Below are 21,684 nucleotides of genomic sequence, written 5' to 3'. Positions count from 1 at the left end.
CAGTCTCCGGTGGGCAACATACCTCATTTGACGTGCAATCATAACGACTGTGCCGACGTCTTATCTGTCATCCCACTCAGATAAAGGCAGACTACACCAGTCTGGCACTGACTACTATCTGCATGTGTTGATTTGGCGCAGGAAAAAGTGGTTACTTATGTGCTTTTCAGCACAATTTACAAAATTGGAAATGCCACTAATGACATTCTGTTTGGAATACGACTCAGCCCTAACGACGGCTTTGAAAACGAACGGCTATCGGTTATGCGAATAAAAGAAAAAATCTACCATACAACGGCATTAAACAATGGCGACCGATAGTCAATATCCGCCCTGAAAACAACGGAATCACAAAACAGGAATGGCATTTCCGCCAGCGAACAACCAGTAGTCATAAATAAACTAAAGGCCCGCGTTGCGGGCCTTTCATCAAGCAACTGGGTTACTTGTGATACTGAGCCGACAGTTCATGTACCGACTTAACGAAGGCAGCGGCATGCTCAGGATCCACATGCTGGTGAATACCATGACCCAGGTTAAATACATGACCAGTACCTTGACCATAGCTGGCCAGGATCTGCGCCACTTCTTCATGAATACGCTCAGGAGAAGCGTACAGAGTCGATGGGTCCATATTGCCTTGCAGGGCCACCTTGTCACCCACACGCTTACGGGCATCGCCTATGTCTATGGTCCAGTCCAGACCCAAAGCATCACAGCCGGTTTCGGCCATGGCTTCGAGCCACAGACCACCGCCCTTGGTAAACAGGGTCACAGGCACCTGACGACCTTCAGAATGACGGTTCAGACCATCGATTATCTTCTGCATGTAACGCAATGAGAACTCGCGATAGGCCGCATGAGACAGCGCACCGCCCCAAGAGTCGAAGATCATCACGGCTTGAGCACCGTTGGCGATTTGGGCGTTCAGATACAGGGTTACGGAATCGGCCAGTTTGTCCAGCAGCATATGCAATGCAGCAGGCTCGGCATACATCATCCGCTTGATCTTTTCGAAGGCCTTGCTGGAGCCGCCTTCGACCATATAAGTGGCCAGTGTCCATGGAGAGCCGGAGAAACCGATCAACGGCACTTCGCCCTTGAGTTCGCGGCGAATGGTGCTGACGGCTTTCATCACATAACCCAGCTCATCTTCCGGATCCGGAACAGCCAGCTTCTTGATGGCTTCTATGGTATCGGTTGGGCGTTCGAAGCGAGGGCCTTCGCCGGCTTCAAAATACAGACCCAGCCCCATGGCGTCAGGCACAGTCAAAATATCGGAAAACAGGATTGCCGCATCCAAATCAAAACGACGCAGCGGTTGCAGGGTAACTTCACAGGCTAAGTCGGCATTACGGCACAGCGCCATAAAATCACCGGCTTCAGCGCGGGTAGCACGATATTCTGGCAGATAGCGGCCAGCCTGGCGCATCATCCAAACTGGGGTAACATCAACAGGTTGCTTGAGCAGCGCACGTAAATAACGATCGTTTTTTAATTCTGCCATTGGGCTTATTCCTACTCCGATTGAGATCTGCTGGGGCGGTAGTTTAGCATTTGCGGCTGTATTGTAACCTGTGTCTGAGTATTTATGTGACCATTGCCATGGATAAAGCGCCTCAATAAGCTTCAAAGTCCATCATTGAGCCAGGCGAAACATTACATTTACACAACAAACACACAAAAAACCACAGTGTCAACTAAGTGGCTAAAGACAGAAAAAAGTTGCACAGCTTCTCACCCTTTGGTATAAAAACTCTGCGCTAGCAAGAACAATCAAGAAGCTCGTCACATCGAGCCTGTTAAAACTTTCCTCGCCCAGCTGTAGTTTCTACCGCTGGGCTTTTTATTTCCCATATCATAATTTGATACATTTTTTAACATCCCCCATTTCCCCGCACAAGAAACAACCAATCCGACCTCGATTGAAAAACACCGAAAAGAGTTGATCACTGATTAACTTGTCACCTAAATTAGGAGCAAGTGCGGTGATAAAGGATGAGACAAGCATGCTGAAACAACTTGAACAAGCCGAGCAAAAATGGGGCGGAGCCAATGCTCTGGTGGATCAATGGTTGAACAACCGCAGAAAACTACTGGTTTATTACTGTAAGTTGGCTGGACTGGCTCCCTATGAAAAACGTGACAAGTCCCTGCCCTGCGTAGATCAAGTCCGCAGCTTCTGCAATCTGCTGGTGGATTACGTCTCGGAGGGGCATTTCGAAGTCTTCAACAAGGTAGTCGACGCCTGTGACGAACAGGGACACTCGAACAAGGCACTGGCACAGCAGTTGCTGCCAAAGATTGTCGAGACCACAGATCAGGCCCTGGACTTCAGCGACAAGTATTCCGAGTTGGAAAGCGACGATCTGCTCTACCAGCTGGATAAAGATCTCGCCGAACTGGTACACGCCCTGGAGACCCGCTTCCAGCTGGAAGACAGAATGTTAGAAGTGCTGCACAACAAGAAGTTGGCACCGACCATCAACTGAATCCAATAACGGGCCTGCAAGCCATCGCCGTACCATATTGCATCCGTCTGCGGCCTTTCAGACACAAAAAAGCCAGCTCTATGAGCTGGCTTTTGTTATTGCGATAACTTAAACCGCTGACTGGAAGATCACTTCACCGGCCTTCTTGGTGTAAGACTCCAGTTGGTCGAAATTCAGGTATCTGTAGGTATCGGCCGCTGTTGCGTCCAGTTCCTTGGCATATTCCTGATACTCTTCAGGGCTTGGCAAACGTCCCAGTAGCGCCGCAACGGCAGCCAACTCGGCAGAGGCCAGGTACACATTGGCACCCGTACCCAGGCGGTTCGGGAAGTTACGGGTAGAAGTCGACACCACGGTCGCACCATCGGCAACCCGTGCCTGGTTACCCATACACAGAGAACAACCCGGGATCTCGATACGAGCACCGACACGGCCGAAGATACCGTAGTAACCTTCTTCGGTCAGCTGATCCTTGTCCATCTTGGTTGGCGGAGCAATCCACAGACGAGTCGGCAGCGTCTTGGCAAACTTGTCCAGCATCTTACCCGTGGCGCGGAAGTGGCCTATGTTGGTCATACAGGAACCGACAAACACTTCATCAATCTGGGTGTTGGCTACCTGAGACAGCAACACGGCATCATCGGGATCGTTCGGTGCACACAGAATAGGCTCTTTGATCTCGTTCAGGTCGATTTCAATCACGGCCGCGTACTCGGCATCCTTATCGGCTTCCATCAGTTCAGGGTTCGCCAACCACTCTTCCATGCCCTTGATACGACGCTCTATGGTACGGCGGTCGCCGTAACCTTCGGCAATCATCCACTTGAGCATGACTATGTTGGAGTTCAGGTACTCGATGATAGGATCTTTATCCAGCTTGATGGTACAACCGGCGGCAGAGCGCTCGGCAGACGCATCAGACAGTTCGAATGCCTGCTCAACCTTGAGGTGCTCCAGACCTTCGATTTCGAGAATACGGCCGGAGAAGATATTCTTCTTGCCCTTCTTCTCAACGGTCAGCAGCCCCATTTCGATGGCCTTGTGCGGAATCGCATGCACCAGATCACGCAGAGTGATACCAGGTTGCATCTTACCCTTGAAGCGCACCAGCACAGACTCAGGCATATCCAGTGGCATAACGCCGGTCGCGGCGGCAAAAGCCACCAGGCCGGAACCTGCAGGGAAAGAGATACCGATTGGGAAACGGGTGTGCGAGTCACCACCTGTACCTACGGTATCAGGCAGCAGCATGCGGTTCAGCCAGGAGTGAATAACACCGTCACCTGGACGCAGAGAAACACCGCCGCGGTTCATGATAAAGTCAGGCAGAGTGTGGTGCGTATTCACGTCAACAGGCTTGGGATAAGCGGCAGTGTGACAGAAAGACTGCATGGTCAAATCGGCGCTAAAACCGAGACAGGCCAAGTCTTTCAGCTCGTCACGTGTCATAGGGCCGGTAGTATCCTGAGAACCGACAGAAGTCATCTTGGGTTCACAGTATTGGCCGGGGCGGATACCTTCTACGCCACAGGCCTTACCTACCATCTTCTGCGCCAGGGTGTAACCCTTGCCGGTATCGGCAACGTCACCTGGACGCACGAAGACATCGGAGGCTTCCAGACCCAGAGCTTCACGGGCCTTGTCGGTCAGACCACGGCCGATGATCAATGGAATACGGCCACCGGCACGCACTTCGTCCAGCAGCACATCAGTCTTGAGTTTGAATTCAGAAATAACTTCATCGCTGTCATGACGGGTCACTTTACCGGCATAAGGATAGATGTCGATAACATCGCCCATCTCCATGTTGCCCACATCTAACTCAATCGGCAGAGCACCGGCATCTTCCATGGTGTTGAAGAAGATAGGGGCTATCTTACCACCGAGGCAGAAACCACCGGCACGCTTGTTGGGCACGAATGGAATATCATCGCCCATGAACCACAGCACAGAGTTGGTCGCCGACTTACGGGAAGAACCTGTACCTACCACGTCGCCCACATAAACCAGTGGGAAGCCCTTGGTCTTGAGTTCTTCAATCTTCTTGATTGGACCTACCACGCCTGGCTGATCCGGCTCAATACCGTCGCGGGCGTTTTTCAGCATCGCCAAGGCGTGCAGTGGGATATCGGGACGTGACCAGGCATCAGGAGCCGGAGACAAGTCGTCGGTGTTGGTTTCGCCTGTAACCTTGAATACGGTCAGAGAGATTTTCTCGGCCAGCTTGGGACGGCTGAGGAACCACTCGGCATTGGCCCAGGACTCAACTACTTGCTTGGCATAGGCGTTACCCGCCTTCATCTTCTCAACCACATCGTGGAAGGCATCAAACATCAGCAGGGTGTGGGACAGAGCCTTGACCGCCAGTGGGGCCATCTGCTCGTTGTCCAATTGGCGGATCAGGGGTTCGATATTGTAACCGCCCTGCATGGTGCCCAAGAGTTCCAGCGCCCGTTCGGCGCTCAGGATTGGGGATTTCACCTCACCCTTGGCAACGGCATCCAGGAAACCGGCCTTAACATAGGCGGCTTCATCAACACCTGGGGGAATACGATTTTCGAGCAGGTTAAGAATAAATTCTTCTTCGCCTGCAGGTGGGTTTTTCACTAATTCAACAAGCTCAGCCACTTGATGTGCATCCAATGGCTTAGGGACTACGCCCTCAGCAGCACGCTCTTCGACGTGTTTACGATATGCTTCTAGCACGGCAACATTCCTCTTTGTTAGGCGCTTTTACGACTGCACGTCTTCATGAATGAAGCTGACAGCCCCACAGGATCGACCCGTAAATTCCGGCTAGCAGTATACTACAGCTTTGCAAAAGTATGAATGAGATCACACTAAGGCAACTGAGAAATCGTGGCCAAATCCCAAGGTCGGCGACACACTAAGCTTCTCATAAAACAAAGGAAATTAGACAATAGTTTGAAAAAATGATTTTTTCATTTAAATACAAATAATTAGATTGCGACAATCGAATTTTGCATCCCGGAGTCGCTTTTCGTTATCCTGCATCCTAATCCGCAGCGTTTTTTTGAGACTTTTCCATGCAAGCACCCAGCATTCAGGCCGTTATTTTCGATATGGACGGAATATTGATCGATTCCGAACCCGTCTGGCAGCAAGCCGAGTATCAGGTTTTACACTCGCTTGGAATGACAGTCAGCCGCGAGGCCATTGCGCTCACCACCGGCCTGCGAATCGATCAAGTGGTGGACTTCTGGTTACAGCGCTTTCCCGAGGTCAAAGTAGATCCTCAATATATCGCCGAGCAAATCATAGCGGCAGTCATCGCCTATATCCGCCGCGATGGCAAACCCATGCCTGGTGTTGTCGATGCCCTCAGTGCCTGTCGTAGTCGAGGCCTGAAAGTGGGTCTGGCCACCTCTTCCTCCTGGGATATTATCGATGCCGTGCTTGGCAAACTCGCCATCACAGAAGCCTTCGATGCGATTCAATCGGCACAGGATTATCCACTCGGTAAACCCCACCCCGAGGTTTATCTCTCCTGCGCCGCCCAACTGGCACTGGCGCCGAGCCGCTGCCTGGCGGTAGAAGACTCTTTCAACGGCCTGATAGCCGCTCGCGCCGCCAATATGCAGACCTTAATAGTCCCGGCAGCCGAGCAGCGCCAGGATCCCCGCTGGGCTGCGGCGCATTATCAGCGTGATAGCCTGGAAGCCCTGCCGACACTGCTGGATACCCTATAAACCGCCAGATACAAGAGAGCCAGGCATCTGCCTGGCTCTGTTTTCTGATAATCCACCTTACCAGATCTTCACTCTGTCCTCTTCCGACAGATACATCTTGTCAGTCGGCTTGAGGTCGAAGGCTTTGTAGAAACCTTCCACGTTGCGGGGAGTGCCCATGGCGCGGTAGTGGCTGGGTGAATGCGGGTCAGTCAGCAGACGACGCCCCAGCTCCTCATCACGGTAGTTGCGGCGCCACACTTGTGACCAACCGACGAAGAAACGCTGATCGCCGGTCAGGCCATCCATTACCGGCGCTTCTTTACCGTTGAGACTCAGGTGATAAGAGCGTAGGGCAACGGTCAAGCCACCCAGATCGCCTATGTTCTCGCCCAGAGTCAAGTCACCGTTGACGAACTTGCCTGGCAGAGCTTCAAACTGGCTGTACTGGGCAGACAGCTGCGCACCGCGCTTCTGGAACTCTTCGCGGTCTTTGTCCGTCCACCAGTTGCGCAGGTTACCGTCGCCGTCATACTTGGCGCCCTGATCATCAAAACCATGGCTGATCTCGTGGCCGATCACCGCGCCTATACCACCATAGTTCACCGCATCATCGGCTTCCATGTTGAAGAAAGGCGGCTGCAGAATGGCGGCCGGGAACACGATTTCGTTCATCACAGGGTTGTAGTAGGCGTTCACCGTTTGCGGTGTCATGTGCCACTCAGTGCGATCGATTGGCTTGCCCAGCTTAGCCAGCATGTCCTGGTACTCGAAACGGGCATAACGCTGGTAGTTACCCACCAGATCGTCGGCCTTGATCTCCAGATTGCTGTAGTCCTTCCACTTGTCCGGATAACCTATCTTGTAGGTAAACTTGGACAGTTTTTCCTGAGCCGCTTTCTTGGTCTCGGGGGTCATCCATTCCAGCTCATTGATGCTGACTTCAAAGCCCTTGATCAAGTTCTTAATCATCGACTCCATCCGCGCCTTGGCCTCAGGCTGGAAGTGACGGGCAACATATTCTTTACCCACCAGCTCACCAATCACCTGATCGGCGCCATCGACGGCCAGCTTCCAGCGTGGTTTTTGCTCCTGAATACCCATCAAGGTCTTGCTGTGGAAATCAAAATGCAGATCGACAAACTGCTGGCTCAGCAAGCCAGCATAGGAGTCCACCAGATGGAATGCCAGGTAGTCTTGCCAAGCCGAAACAGGGAAATTGCCGAACTCGGCGCCCAGCTTCTCAAAGTAGGAAGGCTGACGCACTATCACGTCCTGGGTCTTGCCGGTAAGCCCAGCGGCCTTGGCGAAACCGTCGAAGTCGAAGTCGCCCATCAGCTGCTGCAACTCTTTCAGGCTCATCTTATTGTAGGCCTTGTTGGCGTCGCGAGACTCGACCCGGCTCCACTGGCTCTGGGCAATAAAGAGTTCAATGTTGGCGACATTGGCTGCAGCGGCATCGGCGTGCGGGTAGCCTGCGGCACTCATCAGCTTGCGGACATATTCACGCATCGCTTCGCGGTTGGCGACAAACTTGGGGTCGTCCTTGAGGTAGTAATCACGATCCGGCAGTGTCAGGCCGCTCTGGTACAGGTAAACCCCGTATTGGCTGGAATTCTTGGCATCGTTGTTGACGTAAAAACCAAAGGGAATGCCGGAGCCATCGGTCAATAGCTTGCCCATCAGCGCAGCAATATCGGCGTGGCTGGCAGTCTTGGCGATATCGGCCAGTTGCCCCTTGAGCGGCGCGATCCCCAACTGGTTTGTCAGAGTGGTATCCATATAGGCGGCATAGAAATCGCCTATCTTCTGCTCCACTGAACCCTCGGCCTTATTGGGCTTGGCGGCGGCTTCTTCGATAATCTGTTTCAGAGCCGCCTGGCTTTCTTCGTAAAGAACAGAGAAGGCACCATAGTTGGATTTGTCGGCCGGGATAGGCGTAGTGGCCAACCACTTACCGTTGACGCTGTAGTAGAAATCGTCCTGATGGCGAACCTGATGGTCAAAGTTCTCCAGCTCAATACCCGAGACCTTTTGGGTTTCGACTTGCGACTGTGGCGCTTGCTGGCTGGCACAGGAAGCCAGACCAAGGCTGAGGGCGACGCCCAATGCCAGGGTGCTTATTTTGCTCATTTTCATCCCCGAATCTGTGATTGTTCAAATAGTTATATTGTTACAAACATGTCAGCTTAAAACCTTAGCACTCCCTGTGACCAGTCTGTAGTGGATTTTTGTAAATATCTATGAACACTACAGAGCGGGTCACTGACAGGCGATGCCCGCCTTAGAAGTTTTTGCCGAGAAACAGGTAAACCGCTTTTTCCCCGTTATCACTGAAACCAAAGCCGAGCGCCGCAGGGCCCAGTTGGGTTTCTGTCCCCAGATACAAGCTGCTGGAATAGATGAGATCGTTAAACATTACATGCTCATCCAGGCCCCAAACGTTACCCGCCTCCAAGCTAGCCCCCAGATACAGGGGAAAGTCCTGCATCCCCAGCGCATCGCGACCAAGATCATACTGATAGATAAAGGCACCGAAAACCTTCTGCGCGCCGGCGATGGAGTTCTTGTGGTAGCCGGAGAGATTCAAGAAACCACCGAGGTCCGATACATAGAGAGTAAAGTTGCCATCTTTATCCACAGTGGCATAGGACGCCTTGCCGACAAAAGAATGACTGCCGACACTGACCACCCCCTTCCAGTCGGCTTCTATCTGCAGCGACTGCTCGGGATCTGTCTTGAACTCTCCCTCTTCATACTCTTCATTGCGCAGATAGACATTCAGGGTGAAACGGTTACCCGAGGTGGGAAAGCTGATACTGTCCAGTGTGTCATAGCCGAACTTGAAGTAGGCACCATAAGTATTGAACTTAAGATCATCGAAAAAGGCATCATTGGAGACAATCCCGGACTCTGCTGTGAGTCCCAACTCCACTCGCCCCTGTTTGACATAGTTGTACCCCAACCCAAGGTCGACCCTGTGACTCTTGCGATCCAGTTCAAAGTAGAGTTTGTTGGCATCAAAGACATCCCAACCTTTGATCTCATACTGGTAACGGGCGCGGGCATAGAACTGCTGATCTTTGTCCAGAGGTTGGTAAAATTCGGTACCTATCAGCTTCTCGAAGCCCATCTTCAGCTCGTTGCGCCACTCACCACCATTTTCGGTCAAGTCTGTCATGGTCACGGCACCATCCAGAGTCACCGCCGAATCCAGTGAGAAATCGTCCTCCCAATTCAAGCCAAATTGAAAATAGTTGGGCCCCCAGGACTTGGCCTTGGTGGTCACGGTTAACACCCTACCCTCGGCAGTATCCTGAAATTCGGCGCTGACCCGCTCAAACTTGTTCAGCGAGTATAGGCGGGCGATGCTGTCATTCAACTCTTGCTTGCTGACCCTATCGCCCACCTCGATCTCCAGCATATCATTGAGCAGCGAGTCACTGACCTTGGATTGGTTGTCGAGAACGATACGAATCACAGGACGATCCAGCTCATCCATCCAACCTCGACTGGTCTCACGCTTTTGCTGCACATAAGCGCGGTATTCCTCGGGGGAAACCGCCAATTGACTCAGTCTGGCGGTATGTTGTACCGCGGCCGTCACTCCGGCCTCCAGCGCCTTGGGCATGTCGGTAAAGTCTGTGGTGCTAAGCTTATCTATGGCAGGGCGTAGCAGTATGTCGTCCTTGGTCAATAAGGCCTTTTGCCGCTCTGTGCTGGCATTGGTCAACATGGTCGACAGCTGGTTCAACACCGCTATTGTGCCGTTGAGCTGATCTTTCTTCACCAGAGGTGAACCTATGTCGACGGCAATAATCACATCGGCGCCCATGGCCTTGACCACATCCACCGGCATGTTATTGGCAATGCCCCCATCCACCAGCAACTTGCCATCAATTTCGGCCGGTTGCAGCGCTCCCGGCACGGTAGCCGAGGCTTGCATCGCCTGCACCAGGCTGCCACTGCTGATCACCACAGGCAAACTGGTTTCCAAATCTGTCGCCACCGCCCGATAGGGAATGGACAGCTCGTTGAAGCTGTTGAATTCCCGCACCAGATCTGTGGTATTGCGATACAGTTGCGACATGGTTTGCCCCAAAAGCACCCCACTCGGCGACTGCACCTCACCGTCACGGATCCCCAGATTAAGCGGAATATTGTATTGATCCCTTTGCTGTTTATCCCGGTAGCTCATGGCCTGGCGAGGAATGGTATCCGAATATCCCTTGGACCAGTCCTCATTCATCATGATGATCTCTATTTCTGTGGCGCTGTAGCCAAGCGCATAGAGACCACCCACATAGGCACCTATGCTGGTACCGGCGACATAGTCGACTGGGATATTGTTGGCCTCCAGCATCTTGAGCACTCCGACATGCGCCGCGCCCTTGGCGCCACCGCCACTGAGAACCAGCCCCACTTTGGGACGTTCAGCCGCCATCGCGGCCACACTCAATAGAGTGCCAATCAAAACCAATAAGCGCAGAGAGGTCTTCATACCTTGCAAGCATTCCAGAATCAGAGACGACATATTCTAACAAAGAATTTACAGTAAAGAGAAAGCTCTAAAAGAGCATAAACAACCGTTATGGATGGCTATTCATAAAACCAGGATGTCAACTCGGCGGCAGGCACCGGCTTGGCAAAATAATATCCCTGAATAACATGGCATCCCCTCTGCGTGACTTGTTGCAACTGCTCCCGAGTTTCCACTCCTTCGGCAACCACCTTGAGTCCCAGGTTACGGGCCAGCTCGACGATACTGCTGACTATCGCCTGATCGGCGCTGTTACTGGCAATATCCTTGAGGAAGGAGCGATCTATCTTCAGAGTGTTGACTTCAAAGTGGCGCAGATAAGCCAAAGAGGAGTAGCCGGTACCAAAGTCATCAATCGCCACCTCTATGCCATGGGCCCTCAGCTGTTGCAGATGCTGGCGAGCAATCTGCAACTCTTTCATCAGCACCCCCTCGGTGATCTCCAGAGTCAGATATTGCGCCTGCATTCCGGTTTCTTCGAGGATCTTGCGCACACCACTGATAAATTCCGGGTGGCGGAAATGCATCGCACTGACATTCACCGATAACTTAAACGGCCGGGCACTAGTCTGGCTCCAGCGAACCCCATCCTCGCAGGCTTGGCGCAACACCCAACGGTCGATGGCGACAATCAAACCACAGGACTCGGCAACCTTAATGAAAATATCCGGCCGTACAAAGCCTTCCGTCGGGTGATGCCAACGCAACAAGGCTTCCATACCGATAAAATCTTGCCGTTCCTTGACATCGAACTGCCCCTGGTAATAGAGCTCAAACTGGTCCTGCTCTATGGCATGACGTAAATCCGCCTCTAAACGCAGGTGATACAAGGCCTCGGCATTACGATCACTGGAGTAGTACTGGAAATTACCCCGTCCCTCTTCCTTGGCGTGATACATGGCCAGATCGGCATTCTTGATCAGCGCCTCGGGCTGTCTGGCATCATCGGGCCAGATGCTGATCCCGATACTGGTGGAAATAAAAAACTCCCGCCCATAGAGTTCAAACGGCTGCGCTATTTGCGCCAACAGGCGCTCACACAAACGATTGAGCTTATCTATCTCAACATCGTTCACTAGGATTACGAACTCATCACCGCCAAAGCGGCACAACACCTGCTCCTGCTCCATTACCGACTGTAATCGGTTGGCGGCCTCGACCAACAAGGCATCCCCCATGCTGTGACCATAGGAGTCGTTGACATACTTGAACCTGTCCAGATCCAAAAACAGCAAGGCCAGTTTCTGTTGCTTATCACTCGCCCCTTCTATCGCCTGCTGCAAACGGTTGGCAAACAGCGAGCGATTCGGCAAGCCGGTCAGCACGTCATAGTTGGCCAGGCGGCGCAGATCCGCTTCGGTACGCTTGCGCTCAGTGATGTCGGAGAACACCACCACATAGTGTTGCACCCGCTCTTTGCGATCCTGCATCAGAGAGATATTGAGCCACACGGGGCAGCGCGACCCGGCAACCCCCTTGATCTCAAGCTCGCCGGTCCAGGAGTCCTTCTCTTGCAGCAGGGCCGCGACATTATCTTTATGGAAATGCTCACCAACCACTAACTTACCAAAGTGTTGTCCCTGAAGCTTTTGTCTGTCCTGACCGACGATCGCCTCTGCGGCGCGGTTGGCGACTTTAATTACCTCTTCGGCGTCCAGAATAAATACCCCTTCTGAGGTGTTTTCAAACGCCTGAGCCAGCAATTCGACTTCATCCTCCAGTTGCCGCTTGATAGTAATGTCGGAGTAGATACCGGCGGCCTTGCTGACCTTGCCGGAAACCGGGTCATGACTCACTGCCCTACCGCGCACCCTGAGCCAGCCCCAACTGCCGTCACGACGCAGATACCGGTATTCCGTCTCGAACCTGTCGCTCTCACCCTCGAGCAGTCGTTGCCACTCAACCAAGGCGGCAGCCCTATCGTCCGGATGCACCGGCAGTTGTTCTATGTCGATAAGAATAAGGTCATTTTCATTGCCAAGCACGCCGCCACGATTGTCCAAGTGAAACTGACCGGTATCACGGCGCCACTCCCAGAGATCCGACTCACTGCCCTTCAGCGACTGCCTCAGCCTGTCGTCGCTCTGGCGCAGCGCCAGGTTCATGGTCATAAAACGTTGCACCTGACGCTGACGCAACAGCACGATACTGAAAATCGTTGCCAGTACAATGAGTAACAGCAACCCCTTGAACCACTGACTCTGCCACCAGAACTGGTCAACAGAAAAGGGAAAGCGAAAGGCTTCTGATTGCCAGAGACCATTATTTTGGCTAATCACCTCCAGTTGATAAGCGCCGGGAGTCAGCCCTGAAAGGTTGATCTGGGACTGATTATCCAGCAGTAAATAGTTCAGCACCTCCTCCCCCGGCCGCCGTAAACGGTATTTGAGACTGATAGGCGCATCATCTAGGTAATCCATACTGGTCAACTGAAAGCTGAGCATGCGGGCTCCCGGAGCAATGCGCTTTCCGGGTACAGGCACCAAACTCAGCTCTGTCTTGTTGTCATAGTAGGCGGCAATAGATTCGAGAATGGCGCCATGACGGGAGATACGGTTCACCATGGCATCGACATCGAGCAACATCACCCCATCTGGGGTGCCTACATAGAGCCCCTGTTGCGGCTCAAAGAAATAGGCCCCTTCATTGAGTTCTTTGCCCACCAAGCCGTCATCATTATTGAATACAGTGAGCTGCCCGCTGCGCTTATCCTGGCGGATCAAGACATAGGTGCAACCCACCACTCTATAATCCCCGGTGTCCTGCAGGAAAAACACCGTATTGCAGTCCAGCTGCCATTCCTGGGTCAGCCGACGTACCTTCATGGTCTGTAAGTCCAGCTCAATCAAGCCCCCCTGGCGAGTCGCCAGCCAGAAGCGATCCGGACTCAGTTCCAGTAACTGACTCACAGTCGGCATATGCGGCAATTCGTCGAATACCGTCTCCAGCGAACGATAACCGCCGCCCTGTTCCAGATAGCCGAACGACTTATTGCCACCGAGCCACAAACGCCGACGGCTATCGCGGTATACACCATAAATCAACCGATTATTACCGCTATGCTCGGCACCTGGCAGACTCTTGTGAGTCATACTGCCACTAGTCTGATCCCATTGATAAAGGCCATTACTGGTCGCAAACCACCAAAGATTATCTTCATGCAGAGTATTGAAGACTGTCTTATGACTCAGTGACTGACCACTGCCGTTCCAATCTCCCAGGGGTTGCCCCTTCAGGGTCTGTTTATTCATCACAAACAAACCATTGGTGGAGGAAAGCAACAGGTGCTCCGAATCCAGGTTATCTATCTTGTAGATACTGTCATTGAGCTCCATCCCCTGAGGCACCGCGGTTTGGCTCTGTTGGGTGTGTCTATTGACCGCCAATAGCCCAGAGTCGGTTCCCAGCCACAACATCTCACTGTCGGCCAAGATGGTCCAAACCATCTCATCACTGAGCTTGTAAGGCTCAGAGGCGCTAAAACTATCCAGTAAAAAATCTGGGGAGTCGGCCACCACAGCCAAGGAATGTCCGCTGCCGCCGACCCAAAGTAAGCCATTGGCATCGACCAGCAAGGCATTGATATATTCAATACCGGCCTTGAGCTTCAACTGTTCTTTGAACTGTTTCAACTGACGAGTCTTGGGAGACCATTTCAGCAAACCTTGCTTACTGGCAATCCATAGGTTTCCGTGGAGATCTTCGGTGATCACACTGGTAAAAAAGGGGATTTCTGCCACAGGAATGATGCTGTTGGCCGGTAAATCGACTCGAAATACCCCTTTACTGGCCGCCATCCAGATCTGTTTATGACTGTCGATAAACAGGGCGTTGAGGCGGCCGTAACTTTCCTGCCAGGGTAAACGTTTAACGACTCTGCCATCCTGAGATCTCAGCTCCACCCCGTAGGCATGGCCCAACAACAAGTCACCGCTATCGAGCTGCAATACCTGGCTCCAGAGCAGATCTCTGTCATAGGGCAGCTCAAACAACTTCTGCAGTTGTTGCAGATCCTGACTAAGACGCCAGAGCTGAGCCTTTTCAGTCAATAACAACCAATCGGCATTAGCCAACTTCAGGCTCTTCACAACCCCACCGCCTTGATAATCGGGGAACAGTTCATCACTGCCAAACTGACTAAAACGGTTATCGGCTATATGGTAGAGATAGGCGTGCGACAGCGTACTCACCAGCATCTGCTGCTGTCCAAGAGACTGAACCAATGGCAGATACTCGTCGGCCATTCGTGATTCCAGGCCATTGCGATCCAAACGGCGAATGTTGGCATTGCTGAGGCGATACAGCCCCTGCTCGGTGGAGAGCCAGATAAATCCCCGCTCATCCATACTGATGTCGAGAATACTGGTATTGATCAAACCGTCTCTGGAAGAAAACACCCTTTGAACCAGTTCATCGGCATAGGTGGGTGCAGCCCCGAAACAAAGGCAGAGTGATAACCCTAGAAAAATAGTGACTAACTTTCTAATCATCGGCTGATGAATAACCCTGGTGACCAGTCTTGAATTTACCAGCTAGATTGCTGAATTTCATCTTAAAAACAACAATACTTTTACAAATAGCCAAATAGGCACAAAAAAACAGGCCCAGCTAACTGGGCCTGTTTTCGACACTGCTTGGGAACAAGATCCCATTCAGAGAATTACTTTTTCTTTTTTGCCTTTGGATTCGGCAGATCTGTGATTGAACCTTCGTAGATCTCGGCCGCCAGCCCTACAGACTCGTGCAGAGTCGGGTGAGCATGAATGGTCAGCGCCAGATCTTCGGCATCACACCCCATCTCAATGGCCAGACCGATTTCGCCCAGCAACTCACCACCGTTGACACCCACAATGGCGCCACCGATGACTCTGTGAGTCTCTTTATCGAAAATCAGCTTGGTCATACCTTCGCTGGCATCGGAAGCGATAGCACGGCCGCTGGCGGCCCATGGGAAGGTAGCCGTTTCGTAAGCTATGCCCTGCTCTTTGGCTTCTTTCTCAGTCAGACCAACCCAAGCCACTTCAGGATCTGTGTAAGCGATGGATGGGATGACCTTAGGATCGAAGAAGTGCTTCATACCGGCAATCACTTCGGCGGCCACGTGGCCTTCATGCACACCTTTGTGAGCCAACATTGGTTGACCCACGATATCGCCCACGGCGAAGATGTTGGCCACATTGGTACGCAGCTGCTTGTCGACATTGATAAAGCCACGCTCATCAATCTTGACCCCAGCCTTGTCGGCATCGATCAGCTTGCCATTGGGAGTACGGCCAATGGCCACCAGCACAGCGTCGTAACGCACTGGCTCGGCAGGTGCCGACTTACCTTCCATTGACACATAAATGCCGTCTTCTTTGGCTTCAACCGCTGTCACCTTGGTTTCCAGCATCAGGTTGAATTTCTTCTTGATCTGCTTGGTGAAAATCTTCACCACATCTTTGTCGGCCGCTGGGATCACCTGGTCGAACATTTCAACCACGTCGATTTCACTGCCCAGAGACGAGTAAACAGTACCCATTTCCAGACCTATGATACCGCCGCCCATCACCAGCATCTTGCCTGGGATCTCTTTCAGTTCCAGTGCATCGGTAGAGTCCCAGATACGAGGGTCTTCATGAGGAATGAAAGGCAGCTGAATTGGGCGAGAGCCGGCCGCGATGATGGCGTTGTCAAAGTTAACCACTGTGGTTTCACCATCGGCGCCCTGCACCTGAATGCTGTTAGGGCCGGTGAACTTACCGAAGCCGTTAACCACCTTCACTTTACGCATCTTGGACATGCCGCCAAGACCATTGGTCAGTTGGCCGATCACCTTCTCTTTAAAGCCACGCAGCTTGTCGAGATCGATCTTTGGCTCACCGAACACAACGCCGTGATCCGATACCGCCTTGGCCTCTTCAATCACTTTGGCCACATGCAACAGGGCTTTGGAAGGAATACAACCCACATTCAGGCATACGCCACCCAGAGTGCTGAAACGCTCAACAATCACTGTCTCCAGGCCTAAATCTGCCGCGCGAAAAGCCGCAGAATAGCCAGCAGGGCCAGCACCTAATACCACTACCTGAGTTTTGATTTCGTTACTCATTTTTTCCTCTGATTTCTTTCATTCCGTTGGGGACAGCCATCCCAACCTGCGATGCGCCAGCTCGAAAGTGCTTGTCTCGTAAGGTGGGCGCATTTTAACCCGTGTTTGACACTGATCACAATAAACAAAAGGCCGCCCCGAGGGGCAGCCTGTTGTGTTAGAGGATCATTGTCCGAATATCGGACAAGATACCTGACAGAGTGACACTGAAGCGTGCCGCCATCGCCCCGTCGATCACCCGGTGATCGTATGACAGTGACAGTGGTAACATCAGCTTTGGCTCAAACTCTTTGCCGTTCCACTTCGGCTTGATCTCAGACTTGGACACCCCGAGAATCGCCACATCCGGATAGTTGACGATAGGCGTAAACGCGGTACCGCCGATCCCCCCCAGGCTGGAGATAGTGAAGCAGCTGCCTTGCATGTCGGCCGCCTTAAGCTTGCCGTCGCGGGCCTTGATCGAAATTTCGGTCAGCTCGCGACTGAGCTCGATAATGCCTTTCTTGTCCACATCACGCACCACAGGCACAACCAAACCGTTTGGCGTATCGACCGCCACCCCGATGTGGTAGTACTTCTTGCGGATCAGCGATTCACCGTCCGGGCTCAGGCTGGAGTTGAATACCGGGAACTGCTGCAGCGTCTTGGCAACCGCCTTCATCATGAACACCAGCGGAGTGATCTTCACATTCAGCTTCTGCTTGGCCGCCAATTCATTCTGCTGCTTACGGAAGGCTTCCATCTCTGTGATATCAGCCTCATCGAACTGAGTCACATGGGGAATGGTCACCCAGTTGCGATGCAGGTTAGGGCCGGAGATCTTCTGGATCCGGGTCAGTGGTACTTGTTCCACTTCACCGAACTTGCTGAAGTCCACCTTAGGTGCATCGATAACCTGCAGACCACTGCCGCCGCCGACAGAAGTCGCCGCCGTGGCCTTGGGCCGTGACAGTTCATATTTCACATAGGCCTGCACATCCTCTTTGAGGATACGACCCTTACGCCCCGTGCCTTTCACCTGAGTCAGGTCAACACCGAACTCACGGGCCAGGCGACGTACCGCCGGAGAAGCGTGTACCGCACCTGTGCTTGGTTGAGCACCGGCACTCGGATGATGCGGCACAGGTGGGCGACTCTGCGCTGCAGGCGCGGCCGCCGGAGCCGCTGCAGGGGCTGGAGCCGCCTGAGCAGGGATTTCTGCCGGTGCAACAACTGCTGCAGGAGCGGCGCCTTGAGTCTCAACCGTGGCAATCACGCTCCCCTGAGACACCTTGTCACCCACTTTAACGGTCAGAGAAACCAGTTTGCCACCGAAGGGTGCCGGTACTTCCATGGTCGCCTTGTCGGTTTCCAGCGTGATCAGCCCTTGATCGGCACTGATCTCATCACCTACCGCCACCAGCACTTCGATAACGTCCACATCAGCAGCATCACCGATATCGGGAACCGCAATCTCTTTCACTGCAACAGTGGCAGGCGCGGCAGCCTGAGCGGCCACCGGTTGTGCGGCTGCTTGAGCCGCTGGCGCTTGCGGTGCTTCGGCAGAGGCGCCAACTTCCAACAGCAACACCAAAGAGCCCTGGGAAACCTTGTCGCCAACCTTCACTTTCAGTGACTTGACTGTACCCGCCTGAGGCGAAGGGACATCCATGGTCGCCTTATCGGTTTCCAGCGTGATCAAACCGGCATCGGCTTCGATAGCCTCACCCTCGCTCACCAGCACTTCGATAACATCGACATCTGCGGCATCGCCAATATCCGGCACTGTCACTTCAATGACCTGGCTGCCACCGGCTGCAGGTGCGGCCGGCGCCGCCTGTGCTGGGGCCGCTGCCGGAGCAGGCGCAGCTTCAGCCTTGGGCGCTTCTGCAACAGCTACCGCTTCTGCGCCTTCGGCGGTCATCAAGGCTATCAAGGTGCCTTCAGACACGCTGTCGCCAACGGCCACTTTCAGCTCTTTGAGCACACCGGCGAATGGCGCGGGAATATCCATGGTCGCCTTGTCGCTTTCAACGGTAATAATGGAGTCTTCAGCCGCCAGGCTGTCACCCACATTGGCACAGATCTCAATAACCTGTACCTCGTCCCCGCCAATATCGGGAACCAGTACTTGTTTCATATCAGCCATTCTGCTTCCCCTCTTACGCGTGCTGTGGGTCGATCTTGTCGGCGTCGATGCCGTATTCGGCAATGGTCTTGGCCAGAACATCTACCGGCAGCTCGTTGCGGTCCACCAGCGACTTGAGCGCAGCAACCACGATGAACTTGGCATCCACTTCAAAGTGGTGACGCAGGTTGGCACGGCTGTCAGAGCGGCCGAAGCCGTCGGTACCCAGCACCTTGTAGTCACAAGGCACGTAAGCACGCAGCTGCTCGCCGTAGATCTTCATGTAATCGGTCGCGACAATGGCAGGCGCATCTTTGGCCAGCACTGTGCTCACATAAGGTACCTTGGCAGTTTCGGTTGGGTGCAGCATGTTCCAGCGCTCAACCGCCTGGCCATCACGCGCCAGTTCGTTGAAGCTGGTAACGCTGAACACATCTGTGCTAATACCAAAGTCTTTCGCCAGCGCCTGTGCCGCCTTGCGTACTTGCTCGAGGATAGTGCCGCAACCCATCAGCTGGACCTTGCCTTTACCGGAACCGGCAACGCTTTCCAACTTGTAGATACCCTTGACTATGCCTTCTTCCACGCCTTGTGGCATTTCAGGCTGAACATAGTTCTCGTTCATTGTGGTCAGGTAATAGAAGATATCTTCCTGATCTTCGCCATACATGCGGCGAATGCCATCCTGAACGATAACGGCAATTTCATAACCATAGGTTGGGTCATAGCTGATGCAGTTAGGAATGGTGTTGGCCAGAATATGGCTGTGACCGTCCTGGTGCTGCAAGCCTTCACCGTTCAGCGTAGTCCGGCCGGAAGTACCACCTACCAGGAAACCACGGGCGCGCATGTCGCCGGCGGCCCAAGCCAGATCGCCGATCCGCTGGAAGCCGAACATGGAGTAATAGATATAGAAAGGGATCATCGGCGTATCATTGACCGAGTAGCTGGTCGCAGCCGATACCCAAGAGGACATGGCGCCCAGCTCGTTAATCCCTTCCTGCAGTACCTGACCGGACTTGTCCTCACGATAGTAAGCAACCTGATCCGCATCCTGAGGCACATATTTCTGGCCTTCGTGAGCGTAAATACCCACTTGACGGAACAGACCTTCCATACCAAAGGTACGGGCCTCATCCGGGATGATAGGTACTATCTTCTTACCTATGCCCTTATCTTTCAGCAAGGCAGTCAATACCCGCACAAAGGCCATGGTAGAAGAGATCTCACGGCCGTTGGAGCCTTTGAGAACCGCATCAAAAATTTTCAGTGAAGGCACTTGCAGCTCTTCGCTGAACTTCTGCCGACGGGCAGGCAGATAACCCATCAGGGCCTCACGGCGTTCCTTGAGGTATTTAACCTCTTCGGAGTCCGGTCCCGGATGGTAGAAGGGGATTTCATCCAGCTTGTCATCAGGGATTGGGATGTTGAAGCGGTCGCGGAAGTGACGAATGGCTTCAATGTCCATCTTCTTGACGTTATGGGCAATGTTTTTGCCTTCACCGGCATCACCCAGACCATAACCTTTCACTGTCTTGGCCAGAATAACGGTTGGGCGACCCTTGGTCTTCTTGGCTCTATCGAGCGCGGCGTAAATCTTCACCGGATCGTGACCACCACGGTTCAGGCGCCAGATGTCATCATCAGACATGTTGGCTACCATCTCGGCGGTTTCAGGATACTTACCGAAGAAGTGTTCACGGGTCCAGGCACCGCCTTTGGCTTTACAGTTCTGGTATTCACCGTCAACGGTTTCGTTCATCAGTTGCAGCAGCTTACCGCTGGTGTCACTGGCCAGCAATGGATCCCAGTAACGGCCCCAGATAACCTTGACCACTTCCCAACCGGCGCCGCGGAATTCACCTTCCAGCTCCTGGATGATCTTGCCGTTACCGCGCACAGGGCCGTCGAGACGCTGCAGGTTACAGTTAACGATAAACACCAGGTTATCCAACTCTTCACGAGCGGCCAGACCGATGGCACCCAGCGCTTCCGGCTCGTCACACTCGCCGTCGCCCAGGAAGCAATACACGGTTTGCTCGGAGCAATCCTTGATACCACGGTCAGTCAGGTACTTGAGGAAGCGCGCCTGATAGATAGCCTGGATAGGTCCCAGACCCATGGAAACCGTAGGGAACTGCCAGTAATCAGGCATCAGCTTGGGATGCGGATAGGAGGACAGGCCTTTGCCATCCACTTCCTGACGGAAGTTGGCCAGCTGTTCTTCGCTCAGACGGCCTTCGAGGAAAGAGCGGGCATAGATGCCGGGGGCAATATGGCCCTGGAAGTAAACCAGGTCGCCGCCATCTTTCTCGTTGGGAGCACGGAAGAAGTGGTTAAAGCACACATCATAGATAGTGGCACTGGAGGAGAAACTGGAAATATGACCACCAAGCTCCAGATCTTTCTTGGAACCACGCAGTACCATGGCCAGCGCGTTCCAACGCACAATGGCGCGAATGCGGCGTTCCATCTCCTGATTGCCCGGCATTTGAGGCTCTTGCCAGGCCGGAATGGTATTCAGGTAAGCAGTAGTGGCAGTGTAAGGCAGGTGAGTACCGTTACGGCGAGCCTTGTCGATCAGCTTTTCCAACAGGTAATGAGCACGCTCAGGGCCTTCCTGCTCCAATACGGCCTGCAGGGATTCTACCCATTCCTGTGTCTCTAACGGATCCAAGTCTTGTAGCATATTTTCAGACATGACACTGTCCTTCTATACATTGTATTAATAGTGATTGCGACGTCCTGAGGCGGGCCATTGCCGC

10 protein-coding genes are annotated in these 21,684 nt (G+C 53.2%); 2 read left to right on the top strand and 8 right to left on the bottom strand.

What is annotated here, in order from left to right; all coding sequences use genetic code 11:
- Positions 1–442: 442 nt before the first annotated feature.
- The gene (gene hemE, locus CBE72_RS07340; RefSeq protein WP_100142977.1) at positions 443–1,507 is read right to left on the bottom strand and encodes a uroporphyrinogen decarboxylase; all 1,065 of its coding nucleotides are present in this window, start codon (positions 1,505–1,507) and stop codon (positions 443–445) included.
- Between the two features lie 502 nt (positions 1,508–2,009).
- On the opposite strand from hemE, the gene rsd reads away from it, so the two are divergent.
- On the top strand, positions 2,010–2,492 hold the full coding sequence (gene rsd / locus CBE72_RS07335) for a sigma D regulator (protein ID WP_100142976.1): 483 nt from the start codon (positions 2,010–2,012) through the stop codon (positions 2,490–2,492).
- A 108-nt stretch (positions 2,493–2,600) separates the two neighbouring features.
- Here the strand turns inward: rsd and acnB are convergent, their stop codons facing one another.
- Positions 2,601–5,198 (bottom strand): bifunctional aconitate hydratase 2/2-methylisocitrate dehydratase, encoded by a 2,598-nt coding sequence (gene acnB, locus CBE72_RS07330; protein WP_100142975.1) that lies wholly within the window; start codon positions 5,196–5,198, stop codon positions 2,601–2,603.
- A gap of 341 nt (positions 5,199–5,539) precedes the next feature.
- Between acnB and hxpB the strand changes: the two genes are divergently transcribed.
- Positions 5,540–6,202 (top strand): hexitol phosphatase HxpB, encoded by a 663-nt coding sequence (hxpB, locus tag CBE72_RS07325; RefSeq protein ID WP_100142974.1) that lies wholly within the window; start codon positions 5,540–5,542, stop codon positions 6,200–6,202.
- A gap of 57 nt (positions 6,203–6,259) precedes the next feature.
- On the opposite strand, the gene CBE72_RS07320 is transcribed toward hxpB, so the two are convergent.
- From CBE72_RS07320 to aceE, 6 genes are all read right to left on the bottom strand, one after another.
- Positions 6,260–8,314 carry a M13 family metallopeptidase gene (locus tag CBE72_RS07320; protein ID WP_100142997.1) on the bottom strand — a complete coding sequence of 685 codons (2,055 nt, stop codon included), beginning with the start codon at positions 8,312–8,314 and terminating at the stop codon, positions 6,260–6,262.
- Between the two features lie 151 nt (positions 8,315–8,465).
- Complete coding sequence (locus tag CBE72_RS07315) at positions 8,466–10,682, bottom strand: patatin-like phospholipase family protein (RefSeq protein WP_100142973.1); 2,217 nt, start codon at positions 10,680–10,682, stop codon at positions 8,466–8,468.
- A gap of 98 nt (positions 10,683–10,780) precedes the next feature.
- Positions 10,781–15,211, bottom strand: coding sequence for an EAL domain-containing protein (locus tag CBE72_RS07310; protein WP_100142972.1), 4,431 nt, complete (start codon positions 15,209–15,211; stop codon positions 10,781–10,783).
- 170 nt (positions 15,212–15,381) lie between these two features.
- A complete protein-coding gene (gene lpdA / locus CBE72_RS07305) occupies positions 15,382–16,812 on the bottom strand; it encodes a dihydrolipoyl dehydrogenase (protein WP_100142971.1) in 1,431 nt (476 codons plus the stop codon).
- A gap of 157 nt (positions 16,813–16,969) precedes the next feature.
- Positions 16,970–18,940 carry a dihydrolipoyllysine-residue acetyltransferase gene (aceF, locus tag CBE72_RS07300; RefSeq protein WP_100142970.1) on the bottom strand — a complete coding sequence of 657 codons (1,971 nt, stop codon included), beginning with the start codon at positions 18,938–18,940 and terminating at the stop codon, positions 16,970–16,972.
- Between the two features lie 13 nt (positions 18,941–18,953).
- Entirely contained in the window at positions 18,954–21,620 is a 2,667-nt protein-coding gene (aceE, locus tag CBE72_RS07295) for a pyruvate dehydrogenase (acetyl-transferring), homodimeric type (protein ID WP_100142969.1), read from the bottom strand.
- Positions 21,621–21,684 lie beyond the last annotated feature (64 nt).

It is taken from the genome of Shewanella carassii (assembly GCF_002777975.1).
Lineage (GTDB): Bacteria > Pseudomonadota > Gammaproteobacteria > Enterobacterales > Shewanellaceae > Shewanella > Shewanella carassii.
Note: the sequence above shows the minus strand (reverse complement) of the source record. Positions and strands in the feature narration are given on the sequence as shown.

Excerpts from the sequence above, each read along its gene's own strand:
- hemE (WP_100142977.1), bottom strand. The coding sequence starts at position 1,507 with ATGGCAGAATTAAAAAACGATCGTTATTTACGTGCGCTGCTCAAGCAA.
- rsd (WP_100142976.1), top strand. The coding sequence starts at position 2,010 with ATGCTGAAACAACTTGAACAAGCCGAGCAAAAATGGGGCGGAGCCAAT.
- hxpB (WP_100142974.1), top strand. The coding sequence starts at position 5,540 with ATGCAAGCACCCAGCATTCAGGCCGTTATTTTCGATATGGACGGAATA.
- CBE72_RS07320 (WP_100142997.1), bottom strand. The coding sequence starts at position 8,314 with ATGAGCAAAATAAGCACCCTGGCATTGGGCGTCGCCCTCAGCCTTGGT.
- CBE72_RS07315 (WP_100142973.1), bottom strand. The coding sequence starts at position 10,682 with ATGAAGACCTCTCTGCGCTTATTGGTTTTGATTGGCACTCTATTGAGT.
- CBE72_RS07310 (WP_100142972.1), bottom strand. The coding sequence starts at position 15,211 with ATGATTAGAAAGTTAGTCACTATTTTTCTAGGGTTATCACTCTGCCTT.
- lpdA (WP_100142971.1), bottom strand. The coding sequence starts at position 16,812 with ATGAGTAACGAAATCAAAACTCAGGTAGTGGTATTAGGTGCTGGCCCT.
- aceF (WP_100142970.1), bottom strand. The coding sequence starts at position 18,940 with ATGGCTGATATGAAACAAGTACTGGTTCCCGATATTGGCGGGGACGAG.
- aceE (WP_100142969.1), bottom strand. The coding sequence starts at position 21,620 with ATGTCTGAAAATATGCTACAAGACTTGGATCCGTTAGAGACACAGGAA.